The sequence below is a fragment of the Streptosporangiales bacterium genome (assembly GCA_009379825.1).
Lineage (GTDB): Bacteria > Actinomycetota > Actinomycetes > Streptosporangiales > WHST01 > WHST01.
The window spans coordinates 26145-45391 of the sequence record WHTA01000020.1; the positions used below are offsets into that span (position 1 = coordinate 26145).

Annotated in this window: 19 protein-coding genes and 2 pseudogenes; 10 read left to right on the forward strand and 11 right to left on the reverse strand. The window is 71.5% G+C overall.

The features are described 5' to 3' along the window. The first annotated feature begins 220 nt into the window (after window positions 1–220). The 5 genes from rpsF (at window position 221) to GEV07_12605 (ending at window position 2289) form a co-directional block, all read left to right on the forward strand. Window positions 221–493: a 30S ribosomal protein S6 gene (rpsF, locus tag GEV07_12585; protein ID MQA03510.1), complete on the forward strand. Its 273-nt coding sequence runs from the start codon at window positions 221–223 to the stop codon at window positions 491–493. Window positions 494–508: 15 nt separating this feature from the next. Next, window positions 509–1009, forward strand: coding sequence for a single-stranded DNA-binding protein (gene ssb, locus GEV07_12590; protein MQA03511.1), 501 nt, complete (start codon window positions 509–511; stop codon window positions 1007–1009). Between the two features lie 87 nt (window positions 1010–1096). After that, a complete protein-coding gene (gene rpsR / locus GEV07_12595) occupies window positions 1097–1333 on the forward strand; it encodes a 30S ribosomal protein S18 (GenBank protein ID MQA03512.1) in 237 nt (78 codons plus the stop codon). A 20-nt stretch (window positions 1334–1353) separates the two neighbouring features. Then, window positions 1354–1803 (forward strand): 50S ribosomal protein L9, encoded by a 450-nt coding sequence (gene rplI / locus GEV07_12600; protein ID MQA03513.1) that lies wholly within the window; start codon window positions 1354–1356, stop codon window positions 1801–1803. 108 nt (window positions 1804–1911) lie between these two features. Next, window positions 1912–2289, forward strand: a complete 378-nt coding sequence (locus tag GEV07_12605; protein ID MQA03514.1) for a hypothetical protein — start codon at window positions 1912–1914, stop codon at window positions 2287–2289. A 7-nt stretch (window positions 2290–2296) separates the two neighbouring features. Here the strand turns inward: GEV07_12605 and GEV07_12610 are convergent. After that, a pseudogene (locus GEV07_12610) lies at window positions 2297–2738 on the reverse strand (pyridoxamine 5'-phosphate oxidase). 118 nt (window positions 2739–2856) lie between these two features. On the opposite strand from GEV07_12610, the gene GEV07_12615 reads away from it, so the two are divergent. Both GEV07_12615 and GEV07_12620 read left to right on the forward strand, forming a co-directional pair. Then, window positions 2857–3357, forward strand: a complete 501-nt coding sequence (locus GEV07_12615) for a hypothetical protein (GenBank protein MQA03515.1) — start codon at window positions 2857–2859, stop codon at window positions 3355–3357. Next, window positions 3354–3940, forward strand: a pseudogene (locus GEV07_12620) (DedA family protein). Before GEV07_12615 ends, GEV07_12620 begins: the two are co-directional and overlap by 4 nt. Here GEV07_12620 and GEV07_12625 read toward each other — a convergent pair. Then, window positions 3921–4289 (reverse strand): glyoxalase, encoded by a 369-nt coding sequence (locus tag GEV07_12625; GenBank protein MQA03516.1) that lies wholly within the window; start codon window positions 4287–4289, stop codon window positions 3921–3923. The pseudogene GEV07_12620 and the gene GEV07_12625 sit on opposite strands and share 20 nt — an antisense overlap. Then, the gene (locus GEV07_12630) at window positions 4286–4843 is read right to left on the reverse strand and encodes a hypothetical protein (GenBank protein ID MQA03517.1); all 558 of its coding nucleotides are present in this window, start codon (window positions 4841–4843) and stop codon (window positions 4286–4288) included. Before GEV07_12630 ends, GEV07_12625 begins: the two co-directional genes overlap by 4 nt. Before the next feature lie 90 nt (window positions 4844–4933). Here GEV07_12630 and GEV07_12635 point away from each other — a divergent pair, with 90 nt between their 5' ends. Both GEV07_12635 and GEV07_12640 read left to right on the forward strand, forming a co-directional pair. Beyond that, window positions 4934–5305: a YciI family protein gene (locus GEV07_12635; GenBank protein MQA03518.1), complete on the forward strand. Its 372-nt coding sequence runs from the start codon at window positions 4934–4936 to the stop codon at window positions 5303–5305. Beyond that, window positions 5302–6561 carry an RNA polymerase sigma factor gene (locus GEV07_12640; protein ID MQA03519.1) on the forward strand — a complete coding sequence of 420 codons (1260 nt, stop codon included), beginning with the start codon at window positions 5302–5304 and terminating at the stop codon, window positions 6559–6561. The genes GEV07_12635 and GEV07_12640 overlap by 4 nt, the downstream gene beginning before the upstream one ends. Here GEV07_12640 and GEV07_12645 read toward each other — a convergent pair. Both GEV07_12645 and GEV07_12650 read right to left on the reverse strand, forming a co-directional pair. Next, window positions 6528–7199, reverse strand: a complete 672-nt coding sequence (locus tag GEV07_12645) for a response regulator (GenBank protein MQA03520.1) — start codon at window positions 7197–7199, stop codon at window positions 6528–6530. The two genes, GEV07_12640 and GEV07_12645, sit on opposite strands and share 34 nt — an antisense overlap. Further along, window positions 7196–8806 carry a sensor histidine kinase gene (locus GEV07_12650; protein MQA03521.1) on the reverse strand — a complete coding sequence of 537 codons (1611 nt, stop codon included), beginning with the start codon at window positions 8804–8806 and terminating at the stop codon, window positions 7196–7198. Before GEV07_12650 ends, GEV07_12645 begins: the two co-directional genes overlap by 4 nt. 116 nt (window positions 8807–8922) lie before the next feature. Here GEV07_12650 and GEV07_12655 point away from each other — a divergent pair, with 116 nt between their 5' ends. Further along, window positions 8923–9150 (forward strand): hypothetical protein, encoded by a 228-nt coding sequence (locus GEV07_12655; protein ID MQA03522.1) that lies wholly within the window; start codon window positions 8923–8925, stop codon window positions 9148–9150. Window positions 9151–9494: 344 nt separating this feature from the next. Here the strand turns inward: GEV07_12655 and GEV07_12660 are convergent, their stop codons facing one another. From GEV07_12660 to GEV07_12685, 6 genes are all read right to left on the reverse strand, one after another. Then, window positions 9495–11597 carry a hypothetical protein gene (locus GEV07_12660; GenBank protein MQA03523.1) on the reverse strand — a complete coding sequence of 701 codons (2103 nt, stop codon included), beginning with the start codon at window positions 11595–11597 and terminating at the stop codon, window positions 9495–9497. Between the two features lie 68 nt (window positions 11598–11665). Next, window positions 11666–12994, reverse strand: coding sequence for a hypothetical protein (locus tag GEV07_12665; GenBank protein MQA03524.1), 1329 nt, complete (start codon window positions 12992–12994; stop codon window positions 11666–11668). 325 nt (window positions 12995–13319) lie between these two features. Continuing rightward, window positions 13320–14549 (reverse strand): hypothetical protein, encoded by a 1230-nt coding sequence (locus tag GEV07_12670; GenBank protein MQA03525.1) that lies wholly within the window; start codon window positions 14547–14549, stop codon window positions 13320–13322. Between the two features lie 119 nt (window positions 14550–14668). After that, on the reverse strand, window positions 14669–16033 hold the full coding sequence (locus GEV07_12675) for a hypothetical protein (protein ID MQA03526.1): 1365 nt from the start codon (window positions 16031–16033) through the stop codon (window positions 14669–14671). 53 nt (window positions 16034–16086) lie between these two features. Then, window positions 16087–17334 carry a hypothetical protein gene (locus GEV07_12680; GenBank protein ID MQA03527.1) on the reverse strand — a complete coding sequence of 416 codons (1248 nt, stop codon included), beginning with the start codon at window positions 17332–17334 and terminating at the stop codon, window positions 16087–16089. Window positions 17335–17527: 193 nt separating this feature from the next. Then, entirely contained in the window at window positions 17528–18676 is a 1149-nt protein-coding gene (locus tag GEV07_12685) for a hypothetical protein (GenBank protein MQA03528.1), read from the reverse strand. Window positions 18677–19247: the final 571 nt, after the last annotated feature.

Consider the following 19247-nt stretch of genomic DNA (forward strand, 5'->3'; position numbering starts at 1 on the left):
GGCTGTGGACAGCTGCCTGGGCTGTCCGTCGGCGCTGGTAGGCTGGCGTACGCCACGTCGGTGAACGTGGCGCTTCGGCTACGAGGCATCGTCGATCTTCCCCTGAGCTGCCGTCGGCGTGGTGCTGCGTGGCCGAACGACGTACGACCTCCTGCCACGGAAGGACCGTGGCCGCCGAGTCCGAAGGAGGCACCAGTTGTCCGCACGTCACTACGAGGTGATGGTCATCCTCGACCCGGATGTCGAGGAGCGCACCGTTGCCCCGTCGCTCGACCAGTTCCTGACCGTCGTGAAGAACAGCGGCGGCAGCGTGGAGAAGGTCGACGTCTGGGGTAGGCGCAAGCTCGCCTACGAGATCAAGAAGAAGTCCGAGGGCATCTACGCGGTGCTCGACCTGACCGCGGAACCAGAGGCGGTCAAGGAGCTCGACCGGCAGCTCGGCCTGCAGGAGTCCGTGCTCCGCACGAAGGTGATCCGACCGGAGCTCCGCTGAGCAGGAGGTAGCCCGATGGCAGCAGGCGACACCCCGATCACGATCGTCGGCAACCTGGTCGACGACCCCAATCTTCGCTTCACCCAGTCCGGCCAGGCGGTCGCCAACTTCCGCGTCGCGTCCACGCCGCGGTACCGCGACAACCAAACCGGCGAGTGGAAGGACGGCGAAGCGCTCTTCCTCACCTGCAACATCTGGCGGCAGGCGGCGGAGAACGTCGCCGAGTCCCTGCAGCGAGGCATGCGCGTGATCGTCAACGGCCGGCTCAGGCAGCGGTCGTTCGAGACCCAGCAGGGCGAGAAGCGCACCGTGTACGAGGTCGAGGTCGACGAGGTCGGCCCGTCGCTGCGGTACGCGTCGGCCAAGGTCACCAAGACCAGCCGCTCAGGCGGCGGGTTCGGCGGTGACAGCGGTGGCCAGCCGGGCGGCGGCGCTCCGGCCGACGACCCCTGGGCGACCCCGGCACCGGCCGGTGGCGGCGCACCGGGCGGCTCGTACGACGAGCCGCCGTTCTGACGCCGCATCGATCGAGCACCACCAAGTAGTTCTGTCCACACCACGGCCAATCCCGCCGCGAGGCGGACTCGAAGAAGGAGTTCCATGATGGCCAAGAACATCGTGCGCAAGCCGCGCAAGAAAGTCTGTATGTTCTGCCAAGACAAGCTCACGTACGTCGACTACAAGGACACCGCGCTGCTGCGCAAGTTCATCTCGGACCGCGGCAAGATCCGCGCCAGGCGCGTCTCCGGCAACTGCCGGCAGCACCAGCGCGACGTCGCGACGGCAGTGAAGAACGCCCGCGAGGTCGCACTGCTGCCGTACACCATGCAGGCACGCTGAGTCGAGGGGAAGAGAAGATGATGAAGCTCGTCCTCGTGCAAGAGGTCTCCGGACTCGGTGAGCCGGGAGACGTGGTCGACGTCAAGGATGGCTACGGGCGCAACTACCTGGTGCCCCGCGGGTACGCCATGGTGGCGACCAAGGGCCAGGAGAAGCAGATCGCGCAGATCAAGCGGGCCCGCTCGGCGCGCGAGATCCGCGACCTCGACCAGGCCAAGGAGATCGCCGACAAGCTCGGCAGCATGATCGTCAAGGTCGGCGCCCGCGCCGGCGACGGCGGCCGGCTGTTCGGATCGATCACCGCGGCCGACGTCGCAACCGCGGTGAAGGAGTCCGGCGGCCCCGAGCTCGACCGCAGGCGCATCGAACTACGCGCACCGGTGAAGACCGTCGGCAAGCACTCCGTGTCGATCCGGCTGCACCCGGAGGTCAGCGCCACCATCGACATCGACGTGGTGCCGAACAACTAACGCACGACACTTCCAGCGAACGGGCCCCTGCACCATGCAGGGGCCCGTTTCGCAGGTCCGCAGCCACCCCGTTTGGGGCGTGCACTTCGGTTAGGCTGCTGCGCGGATGTGGAACGGCGTTCGCAGCCGCGGCAGGGGCCGGATTCCACCAACGTCAGCCCGTGGGTCTTCGTGCTCCTCGGCGGCGTCGGGGTGGCCGTGATCGTCCTCGCGGCGGCAATGCGCCGCGGCGCTAGTAGCTGGGTGCGCATGACCTTGACCGTCGTCGGCTGCCTGTTCGCCTTCGGGCTGTGGCCGATGCTTCTCGTCATTCCGGCCATCGTCTTGCAGTTCAAGGCGCCGAGCAACGCTTGGTTCACCGCGCTCGCCGGCAACGCGGCCGAAGCACGCACCGGACCGGCCCAACACGCTCAGCACCCAGGGCAGCACAACCGACCACCAGAGGGCTGGCACCAGCCAGACGAGCGGTACTGGCAGGGTCGGTGAGCGCCGGCTACGGGTTGGCGTAGCTGCGGCGTGGTGCGATCAGCACGGCGGCCCGTCGTTGTTCGGCCATGACGCGGTCGTAGGTGTCCCAGTCGTCGTGGGTTCCGCCTGCGGCTCGGAAGACGTCGCGCAACAGGGCTCGCAGCGCCGAGTCGTCGACGTCCGGATGTCGGTCGTCCGGGCCGATGATCTCCGCGTCCCCCTCGACGGTGGCCCACTGTCAGCCGGCCCGGGCCACGATCGTCGCGCGCGGGGCGGCGCGCAGGTGCTGCAGCTTGCGGGACCCGCCGATTGCCACCAGCCCGACGACCTGCACACCGGTGACGGGATGCGGCAGCACGCCGGCGTTGACCACGGACGCCTGCACGCTGCCGTCAGCGCGCGAGGTGCTCAACGCAGAGCCCGTGATCCTTGGGGATCAGCTCAGCGAACGCAGAGATATCAGTCATGAAGGACTACCTTCCACGGCTACACCGCCGCCGTCCAGTCCTTACTGCCGAAAGACCAGGTCGGTCGCCGCCGATCGACCGCTGTGAGCACTGCCCGGCCGTTCGTACGTTCGAGGGCATGCCGAGCCCACACCCGCCCGAGATCAGCGTGCAGCTCTACCGCGCGGCCACCGAGCTGGCCGCCGCGAGCCCGCCGTGGCTGCAGCAGCTCGTCGAGATCGGTACCGAGGCCGGCCTCGCCGTGTTCGCGCTGTTCTTCCTCGCCGCCTGGTGGCGTTCCCGCCGACTGCCCGACGGCAGCCAGGCGTTGGCGCTGCTCGCTCCGGTGGCCACCGTCGTCGCGTACCTGGCCAGCGAGGCGGTCAAGCTGGGCGTACGTGCGGACCGGCCGTGCCGGACGGTGCCCGACGTGCAACCGATCGCCGCCTGCCCGGGCGTCGGGGACTGGTCGCTGCCCAGCAACCACGCCGCCATCGCAGGCGCCGCGGTCGTCACCGTCGCCGTGGCCTGGCGGGTGCTCACGGTCGCGGTGCTGGCCCGCCCGGCCGGCCGTGCGGTCACCCTGCTGCGTGGCTACCGACTCACCCGGCCGCTCGTCGCCAGTGGCCGGACGCGATGAGCCAGGCGATCCTGGACGCCGTGCACGGCGTCGTCACCTCGCCGTGGATCTACCTGATCCTGGTCGCGCTCGCCTGGGTGGACGGCTTCCTGCCCGCGTTCCCCAGCGAGAGCGTGGTGATCACCGCGGGCGTCTTCGCCGCCGCCGGCAACCCGAACCTGTACGCGGCCATCGCGGTGGCGGCCGCCGGAGCGTTCGCCGGCGACCACACCGCGTACCTCATCGGCCGGCTGGCCGGCGCACGGCTGCTGGCACGGGCCCGACCGGGCACCCGGCGCAGGCGTGCACTCGACCGGGCGGCAGGCGCGCTCGCCGTACGCGGCGGGCTCGTGCTCGTCGTCGCGCGCTACATCCCCGGCGGCCGGACGGCCGTGACGCTCACCATGGGCACCGTTGCGTACCCGCTGCCTCGGTTCACCCTGTTCGCCGCGCTCGCAGCCGGCACCTGGGGGACGTACGGCGGGCTGATCGGCTACCTCAGTGGTCTCGCGAGGCCGACCCGGTGCGCGGGCTGCTGTTCGGCCTCGGCCTCGCCGCCGGCATCACCGTCGTGGCGGAGGCCGTCAGGTACGTTCGCCGACGTAGAGCACGTTGCCGTCCGGGTCGCGGAAGTCGAACATCGGCGGCACGCCCGCCCAGCGCAGTAGCTCGTCGACGGCCACGCCGCGACTGGACAGGTGGGCGTGCAGCGCTGCCGCATCGTCGGTCGTGAAGCGGATCCCGGTGTCCACGCCAGCCTCGTGTGCGGGGGTCAGCGCGACGCTGACGGCCGACCCTGGCGGGCGCACCTCGATCCAGCGCCCGCCGAGCTGCTCGACCGGCGCGTCTATGAGCGTCTCGAACCCGAGCGTCTCGGCGTAGAACGCCAGCGCCCGGTCCTGGTCACTGACCGGGATGCCCACCGTGCGCACCCCGTCGATACGTGCGGTCATGATCGTTCCTCCGGTTCCGTGTCGCCCTCGAGCGCGGCCTTGAGCACGGTCAGGCGGTCGCGCCAGAAGGCCTTGGTCTGCTGCGCGGTCTCCGCGTCGGGCAACCGCTCGTGCTCCACGGCGAGCTGGCTCTTGGCTGCTCCCTTGGCCTCGAACGTGATGGCGACCCTGGTGCCGTCGTCGGGTCGCTCGAAGCGGGCCGACCGGCATGCGTGCGAGGTGCGTTCGCGCAGCACGACTCCGGGCAGCCAGCGCTCCCGCTCCGCCGGGTCGACGACGGCGGCGTATAGGCATTCGACGGCCACGTTCACCGTCTTGCTGGCGCCGGCGGCGAACGTGCCGCCGGGCCGTACGCCCGGTTCGCGCAGCCCGCGCGCCTGCTCGTACTCGACGATCAGCTTCTGCGCCCACCAACTGCTTAGCCCCTGCTCCTGTTCGAGCCAGTCGGCGATCTCCCGGTACGGGCGGCCAGGCGCACCCCACTCGTCGAGCAGGGCGAACCACTCGTCGTAGGTCCGGCCGGCCGCCCGGCGTTCGCGCTTGGTCGCATTCATGGTGTTCTCCTCTCTTCGCAACCTGGTAGAAGCTGCGGTGCCGGTTTCGACATCCCTGGCGGAGAATCGTGGAAAATTCTGGAGGTACCGATGAAGTACCTGGTTCTGATCTACACCAACCCGCAGGCGCGGCAGCTCTGGGAGCAGCTGCCCGAGGCCGAGCGGGCCGCGGGGCTGCGGGCGTATGCCGCGCTGAACGAGGAGCTCGCCGCGTCGGGAGAGATGATCGTGTCGGAGTCCCTCGCCGACTCGTCGCTCGCCAAGCACCTGACCGTTCGCGGCGGGGAGGCGATGACCACCGACGGGCCGTACGCGGAGGTGAAGGAACAGCTGGCCGGCTTCTACCTGGTCGAGTGCGGCGACATCGACCGGGCCTGCGAGATCGCGGCGCGCATTCCGGAAGCCGAGGCCGGGGTGGTCGAGGTACGGCCGGTGCGTACCTTCGGCGGGGTGGAGATGTGACGGCGGCGGTCGAAGTCGAGGGCCTGCTACGAGCGCTCGCGCCGCAGGTCGTCGGGCGGCTCGTCCGGCGGTACGGCGACTTCGACAGCTGCGAGGACGCCGTACAGGAGGCCCTGCTCTCGGCCGCGCAGCAATGGCCGGTCGACGGTGTGCCCGACAACCCGCGGGGCTGGCTGGTCACGGTCGCGTCCCGCCGGCTGGTCGAGGCGGTGCGCAGCGACACCGCGCGCCGGCGGCGGGAGGCGACCGCCGCGCAGCTCGAACCACCGCACGGCGACGTGGCGCCGGCCGAGGACGACGCGCTGACGCTGCTGTTGCTCTGCTGCCATCCGTCGCTCACGCTCCCGTCGCAGGTGGCGCTGACGCTGCGGGCCGTAGGCGGCCTGACCACGGCGGAGATCGCGCGCGCGTTGCTGGTGCCAGAGTCGACCGTCGGCCCGCGCATCAGCCGGGCGAAGCAACGGATCAGGGCCAGCGGGGCGGAGTTCCGGCTGCCGCCGCCGGCGGAACGGTCGCAGCGGGTCGCCGCGGTGCTGAAGGTGCTGTACCTGATCTTCAACGAGGGTTACGCCGCGAGCTCCGGCCCGGCACTGCTGCGGGTCGAGCTCACGGCCGAGGCGATCCGGCTCACCAGGAAGCTCCAGGCACTACTGCCGGACGACGGCGAGGTGGCCGGTCTGCTCGCCCTCATGCTGCTCACCGACGCGCGGCGGCCGGCCCGCACCCGTCCCGACGGTGCGCTCGTACCGCTCGCCGAGCAGGACCGCAGCCGGTGGGACCGGCCGGCCATCGACGAAGGGGCCGCGCTCGTCACGCGCACGCTCGCGGCCGGGCCCGTCGGCCCGTACCAGCTGCAGGCTGCCATCGCCGCCGTGCACGCCGACGCCGAACGAGCCGAGAACACCGACTGGCCGCAGATCCTCGGGCTGTACGACCTGCTCCGCGCCGCCGCGCCCGGGCCGATGGTCACCCTGAACCGCATCGTCGCCGTGGCGATGGTCCACGGCGCGGCGGCGGCCCTGGGTGAGCTGACCACCGCCTCGACCGACGACGCGCTCGCCGGGCACTACCGGGTGGATGCGGTGCGCGCATACCTGCTCGAGCTGGTCGGCGACCGCGACGCCGCGAGGGACGCCTACCTCACCGCCGCCCGCCGCACGCTGAGCGTCCCTGAGCAGCGGTACCTCAGGTCGCGCGCGGCGGCGCTGTCCGCCGTGCCCGGTCAGTCCTCGACCGGCACCAGCCCCGCCTCGTAGGCGACGATCGCCGCCTGCACCCGGTTCTTCGCCTCCAGCCTGGTGAGGATGCTGCTCACGTACGCCTTCACGGTGCCCTCGACGAGGTAGAGCCGGCGTCCGATCTCGGCGTTCGACAGGCCCGCGCCGATCAGGCCGAGCACGTCCCGCTCCCTGTTGGTCAACGACGCCACCTGTTGTTTGGCCGCGGCACTGCGCGACATCCGGCCGCCGGAGCCGCCGGTGGCCAGCTCGGCGATCACCCGCTTCGCCACCCGCGGCGAGAGGTACGCGGCGCCACCGGCCACCGCGTGCACGGCGGTGAGCAGCTCCCGCGGGTCACCGGACTTGAGCAGGAAACCGCTCGCCCCGTCACCCAGCGCCCTGGCGATGTACTCGTCCTCGGAGAACGTGGTGAGCACGACGACCGCCACGTCGGGTACGGACGCCTTGATCTCCGCGCCCGCGGCGAGCCCGTCCACCTCGGGCATCCTGATGTCGAGCAGCGCGACGTCCGGCCGGTGCCGCTGCGCCAGGTCGATGGCCGCGCGACCGTCGTCGGCCTCGGCCACCACCTCGAGCTCCGCGTCCGTCTCGAGGATCGCGCGCACACCTGCGCGCACCATGCCCTCGTCGTCGGCGAGCAGTACCCGGATCATCGCGTTCTCCCTTCCTTCACGGGCGGACCACGACGATGCGGTGCTTGTCCGCCAACCGCCCGTCGACGAAGCACAGCCGGTACACGTCGGAGGGCAGGTTGAACATGTTGCGCTCGACCCGGTAGTACTCGCAGCGTGCCCGTTGCGGCTTGGCCGGCTCGGCCACCCGCGCCCGCTCGGTGTACTCCCGGCTGGGCAACGACCCGGCCATCGCGGGTCCGCTCCTGCCCGACCCGTAGCTCCCGGTACGTCTGCGGCGACATCGTCGACGCGTACGCCTTGTACGCGTACTGGGTGGCCATCACGACGACGAGCAACCCGCCGATCGCGCCGGGGATCACCAGCGACGCCACCAGACTGCGGCGGACCCGGCGGCTCGCGTGCGCCAGTCGCCGAGCCGACTCCGTGATGCCGGCGTCGGCCGCAGCGGGCTCGGTCGGTTGCGCCTGCGCGCCGCCGTCGGCCGTATGCGGCAGGCTCGCGACCAGCTCGAAGCCGCCGCCGGTGGCGTGCGTGCGCAGCGTGCCGCCCACCAGCCGCACCCGTTCGTCCAGCCCGACCAGACCGCGTCCGCCCGACGGCGCCGGCCGAGCGTCGGGCGACTGGTCGTTGCGTACCCGCACGACGGTCTCCGCGGTGGTGCGCCGTACCTGGACGGTGACCGCGGTGCCGGGTGCGTGCTTCGCGGCGTTCGTCAGCGCCTCCTGCACCACCCGGTACGCGGCCCGGTCGACCATGGCCGGCGGGGGCGGCCCTTCGGTCGCCTCGTCCACGTCGAGACGTGCCTCCATCCCGGACGCGTTGGCGCGCTGCACGAGGGCCGTGATGCTCTCGCGTACCGGTCCGGTCGGGGCGTGCTCGGTGTCTTCGCGCAGCACGCCGATGATGTCGCGCAGGTGCTCGGTCGCGTCCGCGGCACCGGCCCTGAGCTCGCGCACGGCGGCGCGGTGCTCGTCGGTCAGCCCTGGTGCCAGCTCGAGTGCGCCTGCGCGGACGCCGAGCAGGCTCAGCTCGTGCCCGAGCGAGTCGTGCATGTCGGACGCGATCCGTGCGCGCTCACGCAGCCGCGCCTCCGCTGAGACGATCTCCTGCTCGCGTTCGAGTTGGTCGGCGCGCTGCCAGCCGGCCCGTACGAGGTCCTGGTACTGCCGCCAGCTGCGTCCGACCAGCCACGGGAAGACCATGGTGAGCAGCAGGATCACCATGCCGCTCACCCACTCGTTGAGCGGGATGCCGAGCAGCGGCGTGGCGACGCTGCCGACCGTGACCACCGCGGCGAAGACCACGAGCGCGGGGCGAGCCGTGGGCATCCGCCGACCGGCGAGGAGGGCGAGGACCGGCGCCATGAAGATGACGTTGGCGTCGAGCAACGCGCCGAGGAGGACTGCGGCGAGCGACGCGAGCGGGTACAGGCGCGCGCCTGCGATGAGGGCGGTGACGACGAGCACCCGGAGGGGGAACGTCCACCACGGCGTCCCGATGGCGCCGACCACGACCGGCACGCTGCACGCCAGGCTCAGCACACCGTCGACGAGGATCGTCCTGCGGTCACGCCACAGCCACCGCGGCCGCGCGATCCGTGCCCATGCGGGCAACCCCCTGCTCACCGAGGCACGGTACCCCGGTGGATTGTGCAGCCGGTACTGCCGAAGGTAAGCATCGACCGGCCCTGTGGCGCGTCGGGCGCCGGTATGGTGAGAGCCTCCGCCGGAAAGGGGCTGCTATGACCGACCCAGGATCCGAACCGGCAGACGACGGCCGCGGACGGGAGCGCAACACCACCCCACGCACGCGTGAAGCCACGGACGAACGCGACGAACAGGACGAGACCGCAGTGCAACGCACCCAACAGGCCGACGACCAGTTGACCAGCCAACGCGCCGCCGCAGCCGCCCACCGCCAACAACGCCGCGACGACCGCGAGCCAGGCACAGACGCCCCCGCCCGCTAACCTCGCCCGGCCGGGGGACCCTGCACCGCCAGCTCGCCCAGGGTGCGTGCCCGACCCGGTCGTGCGCGCGCCCGGACCCCGGCAACTCGGCCCCGGCCACGCGTGTCCGGCCCGAGCATGTACCCAAGCCGCGGCGGGTAGGAACGTGTGTCCGCTCGTCGGCTCGCCTGGAAGCGCGGCCTGGGCCCGGCCATGGCCGCCAAAGCTCGGGCCCGCCGGGCGTCACGTCGGCAAGCGCCCGGTGGTGAATGCTTACCCGGCCTCGTGGCTGGTGGCCGGCCGTGGGTGCATGGGATCCCGCGGCCGTTGCCGGCGGCCGCGCCGTAGTGCTCGTGTGGCTGACGTCAGCTCGGGCCGGGGGTGTGTCCCGGTCCGTTGGGGCCTGGCCGTTCGGTCTTGTCGCGGTCGTTGGTGCGTCGGTCCGCATTGGGGCCACGCCGGCCGGTCTGGCTGTATCCGACGGAGTGCCGGCCGTCGCGGAACTGGTCGGCGAACTTCCCCGGCTTGCCGCCGGTCGGTTGCTGTGTCGGAGCGGCCGGTCGCTCGGTCGGGGCCTGCTCGCCGCCACGGTGTGTCGGCTGGGGAGCGACGAAGGCACCGGGCTGGGGCGGCTGCTGCGGCGCGCCCGTCGGCACCGGGCCGGCCGGCTCCTCGGACTGCTCACGACCAGGCGGCGTGGGCTGCGGTTGACCGGGCGTGCCTTGCTGAACCTGCCCCTGCACCAAGTGGGGGTCGCGCTGCGGCTGGTTCGGCGGCTGCCCCTGCGCCCGATCCTGGTCGTGCTGCGGCCACACCGGCTGCTGCTCCTGGGTCTGTCCCGGTTGTTGCTGCTGTTCCAGCGACGTCAGCAGGTGCTCGGCCTGGCCGGCGGCCTGCAGGTACTGTTGCCGCTCGGTCTCGGCGCCGGTCACCTGCTGCTTGGCGGCTTCCAGCTGCTGGCCGATCTCACCCGCGTTGCGTGCGTGGACGTCGCGGCTCTGCGCGGCCACCATCGCCGCCTGCTGCGCCTGCTGCGCGGCCTGCTGTGCAGCGGCGGCTTGCTGTTCGGCCCACGGGGCACCTTGTTGGAACTCCTGCTGGTGACGTTGGGCTTCCTGCTGGTAGTAGCCGGCCCAGGCAGTGGCGTTGTGCCGGATCTGCTCCTGCTGCTGTGCCTCGTTGCCGGCCTGCGCCTGGATGCCGGTCAGGTACTCGACGTCCTGCTGCGCCTTGTCGCGCCGCTGGGTGGCGTCCTCGGCCCCACGCATTGCGAGGTCGCGCCACTGCGCGGCCTCCACCATCGTCGCCTGCCGCGGGTCGACCTGTTGCCCCTGGGCCTGCTGCGGTTTGCCAGCGGCCGGCGTCTGTTGCTGCTCAGGTTCCTGCGCGGGTGTCGGCGGGGCACCCAACGTTGCCCGGCCACCAACCTCCTGCTGCGCCTGAGCGGGAGCTCGCTCGTCGTTCTCCCCGACCGGCCGTTGTTGCTGTGAATCGACGGACGGGGCGTCCGGCCGACCGCCGGGCAGCCGGGCCAGGCGCTCGTCCAGCTCCGCGGAACCCACCGGCTCCTCGCGGCCAGCTTCCCGCGATCCCAACCCGGCAGGTTCGTTCGTTCGCTTACCCCCGTCCTGCTCGCGCGCGGCCTGTCCGGCCTCTTGCGACCACCACTTGCCGTCCGCGTCCCGCCCCCTTGCCCGGACAGCGGCCGCGGCCCCCAGGTAACCCTGCGGCCGCAGGGCCCAGACGAGAGCAGCAGCGAAGCCCGCAGTGCCTGGGTTCAGGATCGGCTGGTCAGTCATACCTGCCGCAGCCATGCTCGCCGCGGTGCTCACCACCAGGCCCGTCACGCCCACGACGCGGAACTTCGGCACCTCGGTACGCGCCTCCGCGCTAACGGCCTGGCGGAATTGCTTGTCCTTGAGGAGCAGGGCGAAGACACCCGGTGTCTTGCCCTCGTTCGTGCGCCCCGGCAGGAACCTACTTCGCGCACCTGCCCAGGTGCGCTGAACGGCACCACCGGCACGCGTCTGGCCGAGCCACTCCACACCGGTGCGGACCTGTCGTGCCAAGGCCGCACGGCGGGTCTCGGCCCGGCGGGCACGGTGCCGACCACCGCGGCTACGGTTCGGCTCGTTCTCCTGCTGCTGGTCGGGTGGAGTGCCGGCGCGCCCTTCCACCTCCGCAGCCTGGCTGCGCGACGGAGCACGACGTCGACCAGGCAGCCGACGCAGCCGGCTGAGCCACCCCTCGCCTCGCCGCACGCCTTGGTCGACCGTGGCGCCTTCCCGACTCGGCTGCTGCTCGGCTCGGCCGTCCGCCCGCCGTCTCGTCTGCTCGCGGTCGGCGGCGTGCCTGGAACGACGGTGCCTGCGCGTCTCCTGGTCGACGCTGCGGCCCGCGTCGACGCGCCCCTCCGTGCTGACGGTGAAGGAGAACTTCCGACCGAAGAGCTCCGCCTCGAATGCCACGCGGGCGGCTCCGCCCACGCGCGGAGTACGCTCCGGATCGCGCTGCCTGCGCTTGTGCATCGGCCCGCTCATAGCGCGTAGTTCAGCGGATCGATGAACGCGCAGCCGGCGGAGATCATCGCCGGCAGCACGATGGCCACGGACCTCGCCACGTCTTCAGGGCTGAGCCCGACCGGGGTCTCGCCAGGCGGCAGCCCCTCGTCGGCACCCTCGGCCAGCGCGGTGCAGGCGTCCCACAGGGACGCGCACGTCAGGCCGTACGACCGGATCATGTACGGCTCGGGTTCTATCGACAACAAGATTTCCCCCTCGACCCCGAGACCGTAGAGATCAGGACGCTGCGGTGTGTTCCCGTAGGCGTCGCCCAACGGGAAGAGCTGTACGGCACGGAACAGGTCGCGCAGCGGGCCCTGCACGGGATCGAACTCCACGAGCAGCCCGCGCGCCAGCATGCCGGCGACCAGGTCCTCGGCGTTCGGCAGACCCTCGGCGGACCGCAGGTGTTCGACCAGCGTCGTCTTCGTGACCTGGTGCCGCACGTGCTGCTGGAAGCCGTCGGCAGCGGCATGCCAGGCGAGGAACTCCTCCATGGTCAGGTCGACGTAGCGGGTGCCGAGATGCAGTTGGTAGTACTGGTCGGGACGGTCCGCGGGATCGCCCTCCCAGAAGTCCCAACCCATCGGGACGCCGACCGGAACGATGACCGGAGTACGGCCCGGCGACGCCGAACGTCCACCGTCGGTCGGGAACTCGACCGGGCCGGGGACGGTCGGCAGGTCGTAGTTCAGCGGGTCGAGGAACGCTGCCTTCGTGCTGACCAGCATCGGCAGGCACTCCGCGACGTTACGTGCGACCTCGTCCGCCGTCAGGTGCAACGGCTCCTCGTCGGGCGGGCGGTCAGCGTCGACGCCGGACGCGTACCCGGCGCAGGCATCCCACAGGGTCGGGTAGGTGAGGGCGAACGACCACAGCTGGTACACGTCAGGACCGACCGCGCAGAACCTGCTCGACCCGTACCCGATCCCGAACAGCTCGCGCTCGTGCACGGTGCTGCCCAGGCCGAGGGCGCGTGGATACAGCCGGTGCCTGCTGAGCAGCTGCTCGAGGTCGCCGGCCTCGGGGTCGAACTCGAGCAGCAGGCCGCGGTGGATCAGCTCGTCGATGAGCGGCGACGCGTCGGGGAACCGGCCGGTCGGCTCGTGGCCGAAGTCGCGGAGGTACTCGACCAGCCAGTCGCGGTCGACCTTCAGGTTGATCTGCGCTTCCGGGTCGGCGAAGCCGGCTGACCATACGGTGTACAGCTCGGCCGTCAGCTCCTCCGGCTCACCGCCGAGATGGATCTCGCAGTAGTTCGGCGGGCGCGCGGGAGGACCGTCCTCCGGATACACAGGTCCCATGTCGAGACCAACCGGGACAATCACCATTGACCTGCCCGCCGTTCCTCCTCGTTCGTAACGAAACAACTGTACGGGAGATTCGCGGGTAAATGGTCGCCGTCATCCACAGGTTGAGGCGAGGAAGATCACGCACCGTGCACCGGCCGGCGTCTCGAAACCCACACCACCGCCGTCAGCAGAGCCCCTCACGCCGCTTGACAAGACATAGAAGCATCCAAGCTGCGAGCCACCCTCAATGATGCTGGCCTCAGCCAAGCTGGAGATCGCCAACCGCACGGAACTGGCCGCGCTCGTTACGTCCGCCCCACCACGGCATTAGCCGCTGCTACCGAGCGCTGCGGTTCGGGTCCTGCTGCTGCGGGCGACTTTCGGTTGCCCTGTCCTGTGCCGGCGTACCGCTGCCCGGGCGTTGGCCGCTGCGCTCGGGGTGCCGGTTGACCGGCTGCTGCTGCTGCGGTCGGGAGGCACTGACCGCCCGTGGACCGCCGCCCTGGACCTGGCTCTGCCATTGTGGCGGCTGCGCAAAGGAGCCGGGCTGCTGCGGCGCCTGGCCCCCGGGCTGTTGTGGTGGCCCCCCATGCGGCGCCGGCGCAAACCCCTGCGGCTGCTGTGGTGCCGCACCCTGCGGCGCGGGACCGCGCCCCGGCTGCTGCGGCACCGCCTGCTGTGGCGGCATCCCCGGCCGCTGGCCCTGCGGCGCCATCTGGGGTTGCTGCGGCACCGCCTGCTGCGGCACCTGACCCGGCTGCTGCGGAGGCATCTGCGGCTGCTGCGGCACCGCCTGCTGTGGCGGCATCCCCGGCCGCTGGCCCTGCGGCGCCATCTGCGGTTGCTGCGGCACCTGACCCGGCTGCAGCGCCTGCCCACGACCCACCACAGGCGCCTGCTGCGGCATCGGCGGCACCGGCGCCCGCCCCACCGCAGGCTGCTGCTGCGGCATCTGCACGCCGGCGGCCTGGCCGAGCTGCTGTACGCGGGCGTTGATGTCCGCCGCCGGTGGGATCTGCTGCGGTGACTGCGCGGGCCGCCCATGTCTGATTGGCGGCTGGTTCCTGTCGCGGCGGCCGTCGCGGCGGCGGCCCGGCTCCTGGGCCTGCCGTGTCTCACGCCGTGCCTTGATCCGTTCCGCTACGTTCTTGACGGCCTGGACCACGTGCCGCACCCCGGGCAGTGCGGCCAGACGTGCCATGCGGCCACGTTGGGCCGGCGTCGCCTGCCGGCCGACGTCGACCGGCCGGCTCGGTCCGGGTTGCTGCCGGGCGTTCGGCACCTGGTTGGCGATCCGGCCCTCGGCACGCACCGCACGCCACTGCTGGAACTGGCCGTTCAGCCGTCGACCTTCCTGGATCATGTTCTTGGGCCGGAACATGCCCACCGGGTGACGCATGGCGTAGTTGAAGGCCCACTTCAGGGTGCCGATCGGCGCCTTGACACCGAGCCACCACAGACCCTTCACCGCCGCCTTGATGCCGCGGCCGACCTTGCGCATCTTCCCCGGCTTGGCCTGCTTGTCCGGGTTCTTCTGCGCACGGTGTCGGCCGCGCTGTTGCGCCACCGGTGGCTGGCCGGCGCGCCCGGCCGCGTGCGGTGGGCCCGCTCGGCCGCGGCCCGCGGCGTTACGGTGTCCGGTAGGCGACAGGCCCGCCTGCATGCGTAGGTGTGGTGGCACGTACATTACGGCTGGCTCACCGGGTCGATGTACGCGCAGCCGGCGGAGATGAGGGCGGGCAACGCCCCCGCTACGGCCCGGGCTACGTTCTCAGCCGTCACGGCTTCCGGTTCCTCCTCCTGCGCAGCCGCGTCCTGCAAGCTCCCTGCGAGTGTGGCACAGGCATCCCACGCCGTGGGGGTGGTGAGTGCGTACGACCACACTGTGTACGTGATGGCGTCCACCTCCACCAGCGGCTCGTCCTCGACACCGAGACGGAACAGCTCCGGCTGCTCCTGGGTGTTCCCCAGCCCATCGCCCAGCGGGTAGAGACGCACGGCGCTGAGCAACGGCTCCACCGGCCCTTCGCTCGGTTCGAACTCGACCAGCAGGCCACGGTCGAGCAGCCGCGTCACCACGTACGCCGCGTCGGTCATGCCCTGCACGGCGAGGTCACGCACCAGGGTCTCCCTGGTCACCTCGTGCCTGGCATGCCGGCCCAGGTCGTTGAACGCCGCCAGCCACGCGGTGAACTCCGCCCGCGACAGGTCGGCGTACTCGTACGCCAGATGCGCCTGGTAGTACTGCTCGTCCCGCTGCTCCGGGTCGTCGTACCAGTAGTCCCAGCCCAACGACATCCCGACGGGGACGAGCACCGGCGGCCGTCCGTCGGGCGCCCGACGCGGCAACGGCACCGGCTCTGGCGGAGGCACCGGCGGGTCGTAGTTCACCACGTCGAGGAACGCCGCCCGCGTGCTCACCAACAGCGGCAGGTTCTCCGCCACCTGGTCCGCCACCTCACCTGCGGTCAGGTTGAGCGGCTCATCGTACGGCGGCAGGTCGAGGTCCACCGTCTCCGCGAACTGCCTGCAGGCATGCCACAGCGACGGCAGGGCGATGCCGAACGACCAGACGTGGTACACGTTCGACGGCACCTCGGCGAACCGGCTCGAGCCGTAGCCGATGCCGTACATGTACGGCAGTTGCGCGGTGCTGCCGAGCCCGAGCGCGCGCGGGAACAGCCGGTGCGTGCCGAACACCGCCGCGAGCCGGTCGCCCGCACCGGGCTCGAACTCGAGGAGCAGACCGCGTTCCACCAGCCGGCCAATGACCGCGGCGGGGTCGGCGACCTGCGCCGGATGCTGGTGTACGGCCTCCTCCAGCCGCGCGCGGTCGACCTTGAGGTCCAGATGGGCGTCCGGATCGGCGAACGCGCACGCCCACACCGTGTACTCGGCGACGTCGAGTTCCTCGGGACTGCCACCGAGATGCACCTGGTAGTACAGGAGAGTCGGGTCCGCGGTATCTTGTTGTACGTACACCGGGCCCATGTCCAAGCCCACCGGCACGATCACCATCGACGCCCCACCGATTCGCTGTCGTCCAACCACCGAGCACACCCTACGGGAATCGCCGCTGGTCGTGGGGTAACCGACGGGGCCCGTCAGAAGCGTGAACGGGGCGGCTCGGCGCGCTCCGCACCCGGGCGTCCGGTGCCGCGACCGGGCTGGCTCGGTGCGCTCGGCGCAGCCCTCCTGCTGGTGCCGCGCGGACCGGCGACGGTGGCGCGGGCGCCTCCCCGCCGCGGCGCCGGGTTGTCGGTACGCTCCTCCGCCGGCCAGCCGTCCGACCGCAGGCCGGCCGCCACCGGACGGGTGCTCGGCGCACTCCGCGGTGGCTGGCCACCTCCCCTGGCGACGTCCGCGCGCAGTTGGGCGACGTCGTCCCTGAGCTTCTCGTAGCCCGCGCTCAGCTGCTGGATCTGCTTGTCCTGCGCTACGTCCGCGCGGAGGCTGCGCTCGTGCTTGCTCTCCTGCCGATCCTCCCACCGCTTGTCGCCGCGCTCGCGCAGCTTCGTGACGGTGGCAGAGAGCGCACCCCTGGTGGTGGCCGTCGTCACCCACACCGCGACACCTGCGGCGACCGCGAGTCCGACACCGCCCGCCTGGAACCCGGAGAGCACGGCGGCCCCGACCGCTGCAGTGCGGCCCATGGAGACGGCGTCGAGCAGCAGGTACTTGCTGATCTCGTACCCGTACAACCGTTGCACCGGCTTCGGCTCTTTGCTTTCTCCTCGCCGGACACGATCCTTGACCCGCGCCCAGTTCCGTCGCGCGAACTGCCCGACGGTTCGACGGTCACCGCGATGCCTGCCCCGACCGCGGGCGCCACGCAAGACGTCCCAGCGGCCGCGCGGCACCTGCGCCGTCGGCTGGTGTTCGTTGGCACGTACGGCGGCCTGCTCCTGTCGGTGGCGTGCGTGCTGCGCCCAGCGGTCGGCCTCGGCCGGCGACAGGTCGTGACCGGGCTGGCGGTAGCCGTAGACGAAGTACCGCGGGTCGCCGTCGAACCGCCCGCTGATGTGGGTGATCCGCCACTGCGGCGAGCCATGCTGGTCCCTGCCCTGCCACAGAGCGCCCAGTTGCCAACCCTGGTCGGGCAACGGCACGGCGGGTTCGACCGCAAGCCCGTCGGGTACGTGGTAGCCGGCGAGCAGTCGCTGGGGGACGCCGGACATGGTCTGGCTGAGGTACCGGAAGCGAGGCGTCCCCTCGTGGTCCCGCCAGCTGACGACCAACCGCCAGTTGCCCGGCGGCTGCTGCGCCGACTCGGGGATCGACCACCAGCGGTCGGTGGCTTCCTGCTCCCCGGCTCGGGCACGGTGACGGGGGCGGCGCGACCACACCCTCATCCGCGGACCCGCGGGCCGGTGGACCGGCGGCGACGGTGCCGAGGAAGTCGGTCGACGAGAACCCGCATTGCACCCCCGGTCCGATCCGTGCGGCCGCGTCGTACGTCGAACGCGCCGAGCTGACCAAATCGAAGGTAGTAAAGCCGCATGTGGCGACGGTGAACCTCACCTGACGCCTCGGTTAACCCGCTCCCTAGTCGGGACCGCGGGTTGGCGGCTGGCGGTTCGGACCGCGCTGGTCGTCCGCCGGCCGCTTCGGGTCGCCGTCACCGCGTCTGCCACTCGCGCCACGGCCCTGGTTCTGGTCGGCCGGTGGGTCGGGTGAGCCACGGTGTTCAGCGGTGCCGTGACCGGTACCGGCCTGTACCGCCCGCTCGAGCCCTTCGATCTGCTCACCGAGCCCGCCGACCACCGCGCGCAGGTCCTTGATCTGACCGGTCTGGAAGTCGTCCACCCGGTCCTGCTTCTCACCGATCCGCCTGAGCTCGGCGATGTGCTCATTCTGGATCAGGCCCACCTTGCGACCCCACTCGACCAGGCCCTCCAGCCGATCGTGGGTGTTCAGCAAGCCACGTTGGTTGTCGTACAGCGTCTGCTGGTTCTCCCCCAGGGTCTTCGCCTGACCCTCGAGCGCGCCCTGCACCTTGGCGTTCGCCTTCTCCTGCTGGCGCATCCCGTAGAGGCCCACGGCCGAGATGAACGGTGTCATCAGGACCGCTGGCAACACCAGGCCCCAGTTGCCGGACACCGCGTACGTTGCCGCTGCGACGCCCTGCAACGGGCCGGACGTGATCATGATGTGGTCGAGGTAGGTCTTCCACATCGGGCGCGACTTGACGTCGCCCTCGGCACGGTTGCGTTCCTTGGTCAGCGGCTTGATCCTGCCCAGCCGCCGACCGGGCGCCCGCGACGGCCGTTGTCGCGTCCGCCGCTCCCGGTACCGCGCGGCGGACTTCGGCGTGACCTGTTGCGCCGGATCGCCCTGGTGCCGAGGTACGGCGGTCTCCTGACCACGTTCGGCACGCCGGGCGAGGATCTGCCGCGCCCGTACCGTGGTGAGCGTGGCCAGTCCGGCCAGCGCGGCGCCCACGAACGGGTTGGCCGTCAGGACGCTGGAACCGGCCGCAATGACGCCGCCGACCACGGTGCCGCCGGCAGCGCCGGCGGCGAGCGCCACCAGCCAGTTCCGCAGCGGCCGGTGGATGCTGGTTTTCGGGTGCCGGCCCGGACCACGTTCGTCCGGCTCGGCGCCCGGGGCGCCGCCCTCTTGCGTCCGCGGCGCCGCCGGGGTCGGCGGGGTACCCAGTGCACGCCCGGGCGGCTGCTGCTGGACGCCCGGCATCGGCTGCGTCGGCGGGTCACCCCGCTGCTGCTGCGAAGTAGGCGGCGGCTGGGGAGCACCGGATGGCTGCTGCGCTGCCGGTGGCTGCGGAGGACCGGGTGTCTGCACTCCCGGTGGCTGCTGCTGCGGAGCATCGGGTTGCTGTTGTGCGACGCCGGGCGGCAGCTGCGGAGCAGGAGGCGGTGGCGGGGGGGCCGGTGGCTGTTGCTGCGCCGCCGGGGGCGGCTGCGGGGCACCGGAGGGCTGACCGGCCGGTGGCTGCTGTGGAACGGGCGGCTGCTGTTGTGCGGCCTGTTGTTGCGAGGCACCGGGCCCCGACGGTGTCGCCGGCGCCTGGGGCGGTGGAGCACTTGCGGCCGCCTCTGCGCGTACTCGTTCGCGCAGCCACGCCCGATAGTTCTCCTGCGCCTGGCCTTCCGACTGCCGGGACTCCTCGAACGACACCTCGGGGCCTGGCGGTCGATAGCCGAACAGGAACTGGTTGGGATCGCCCTGTTGTGGACCGGTCAGGATGCTGACGCTGTCGACCGGCCGCCCATGTTCGTCCCAGTCCTGCCACAGGGCCGCGAGT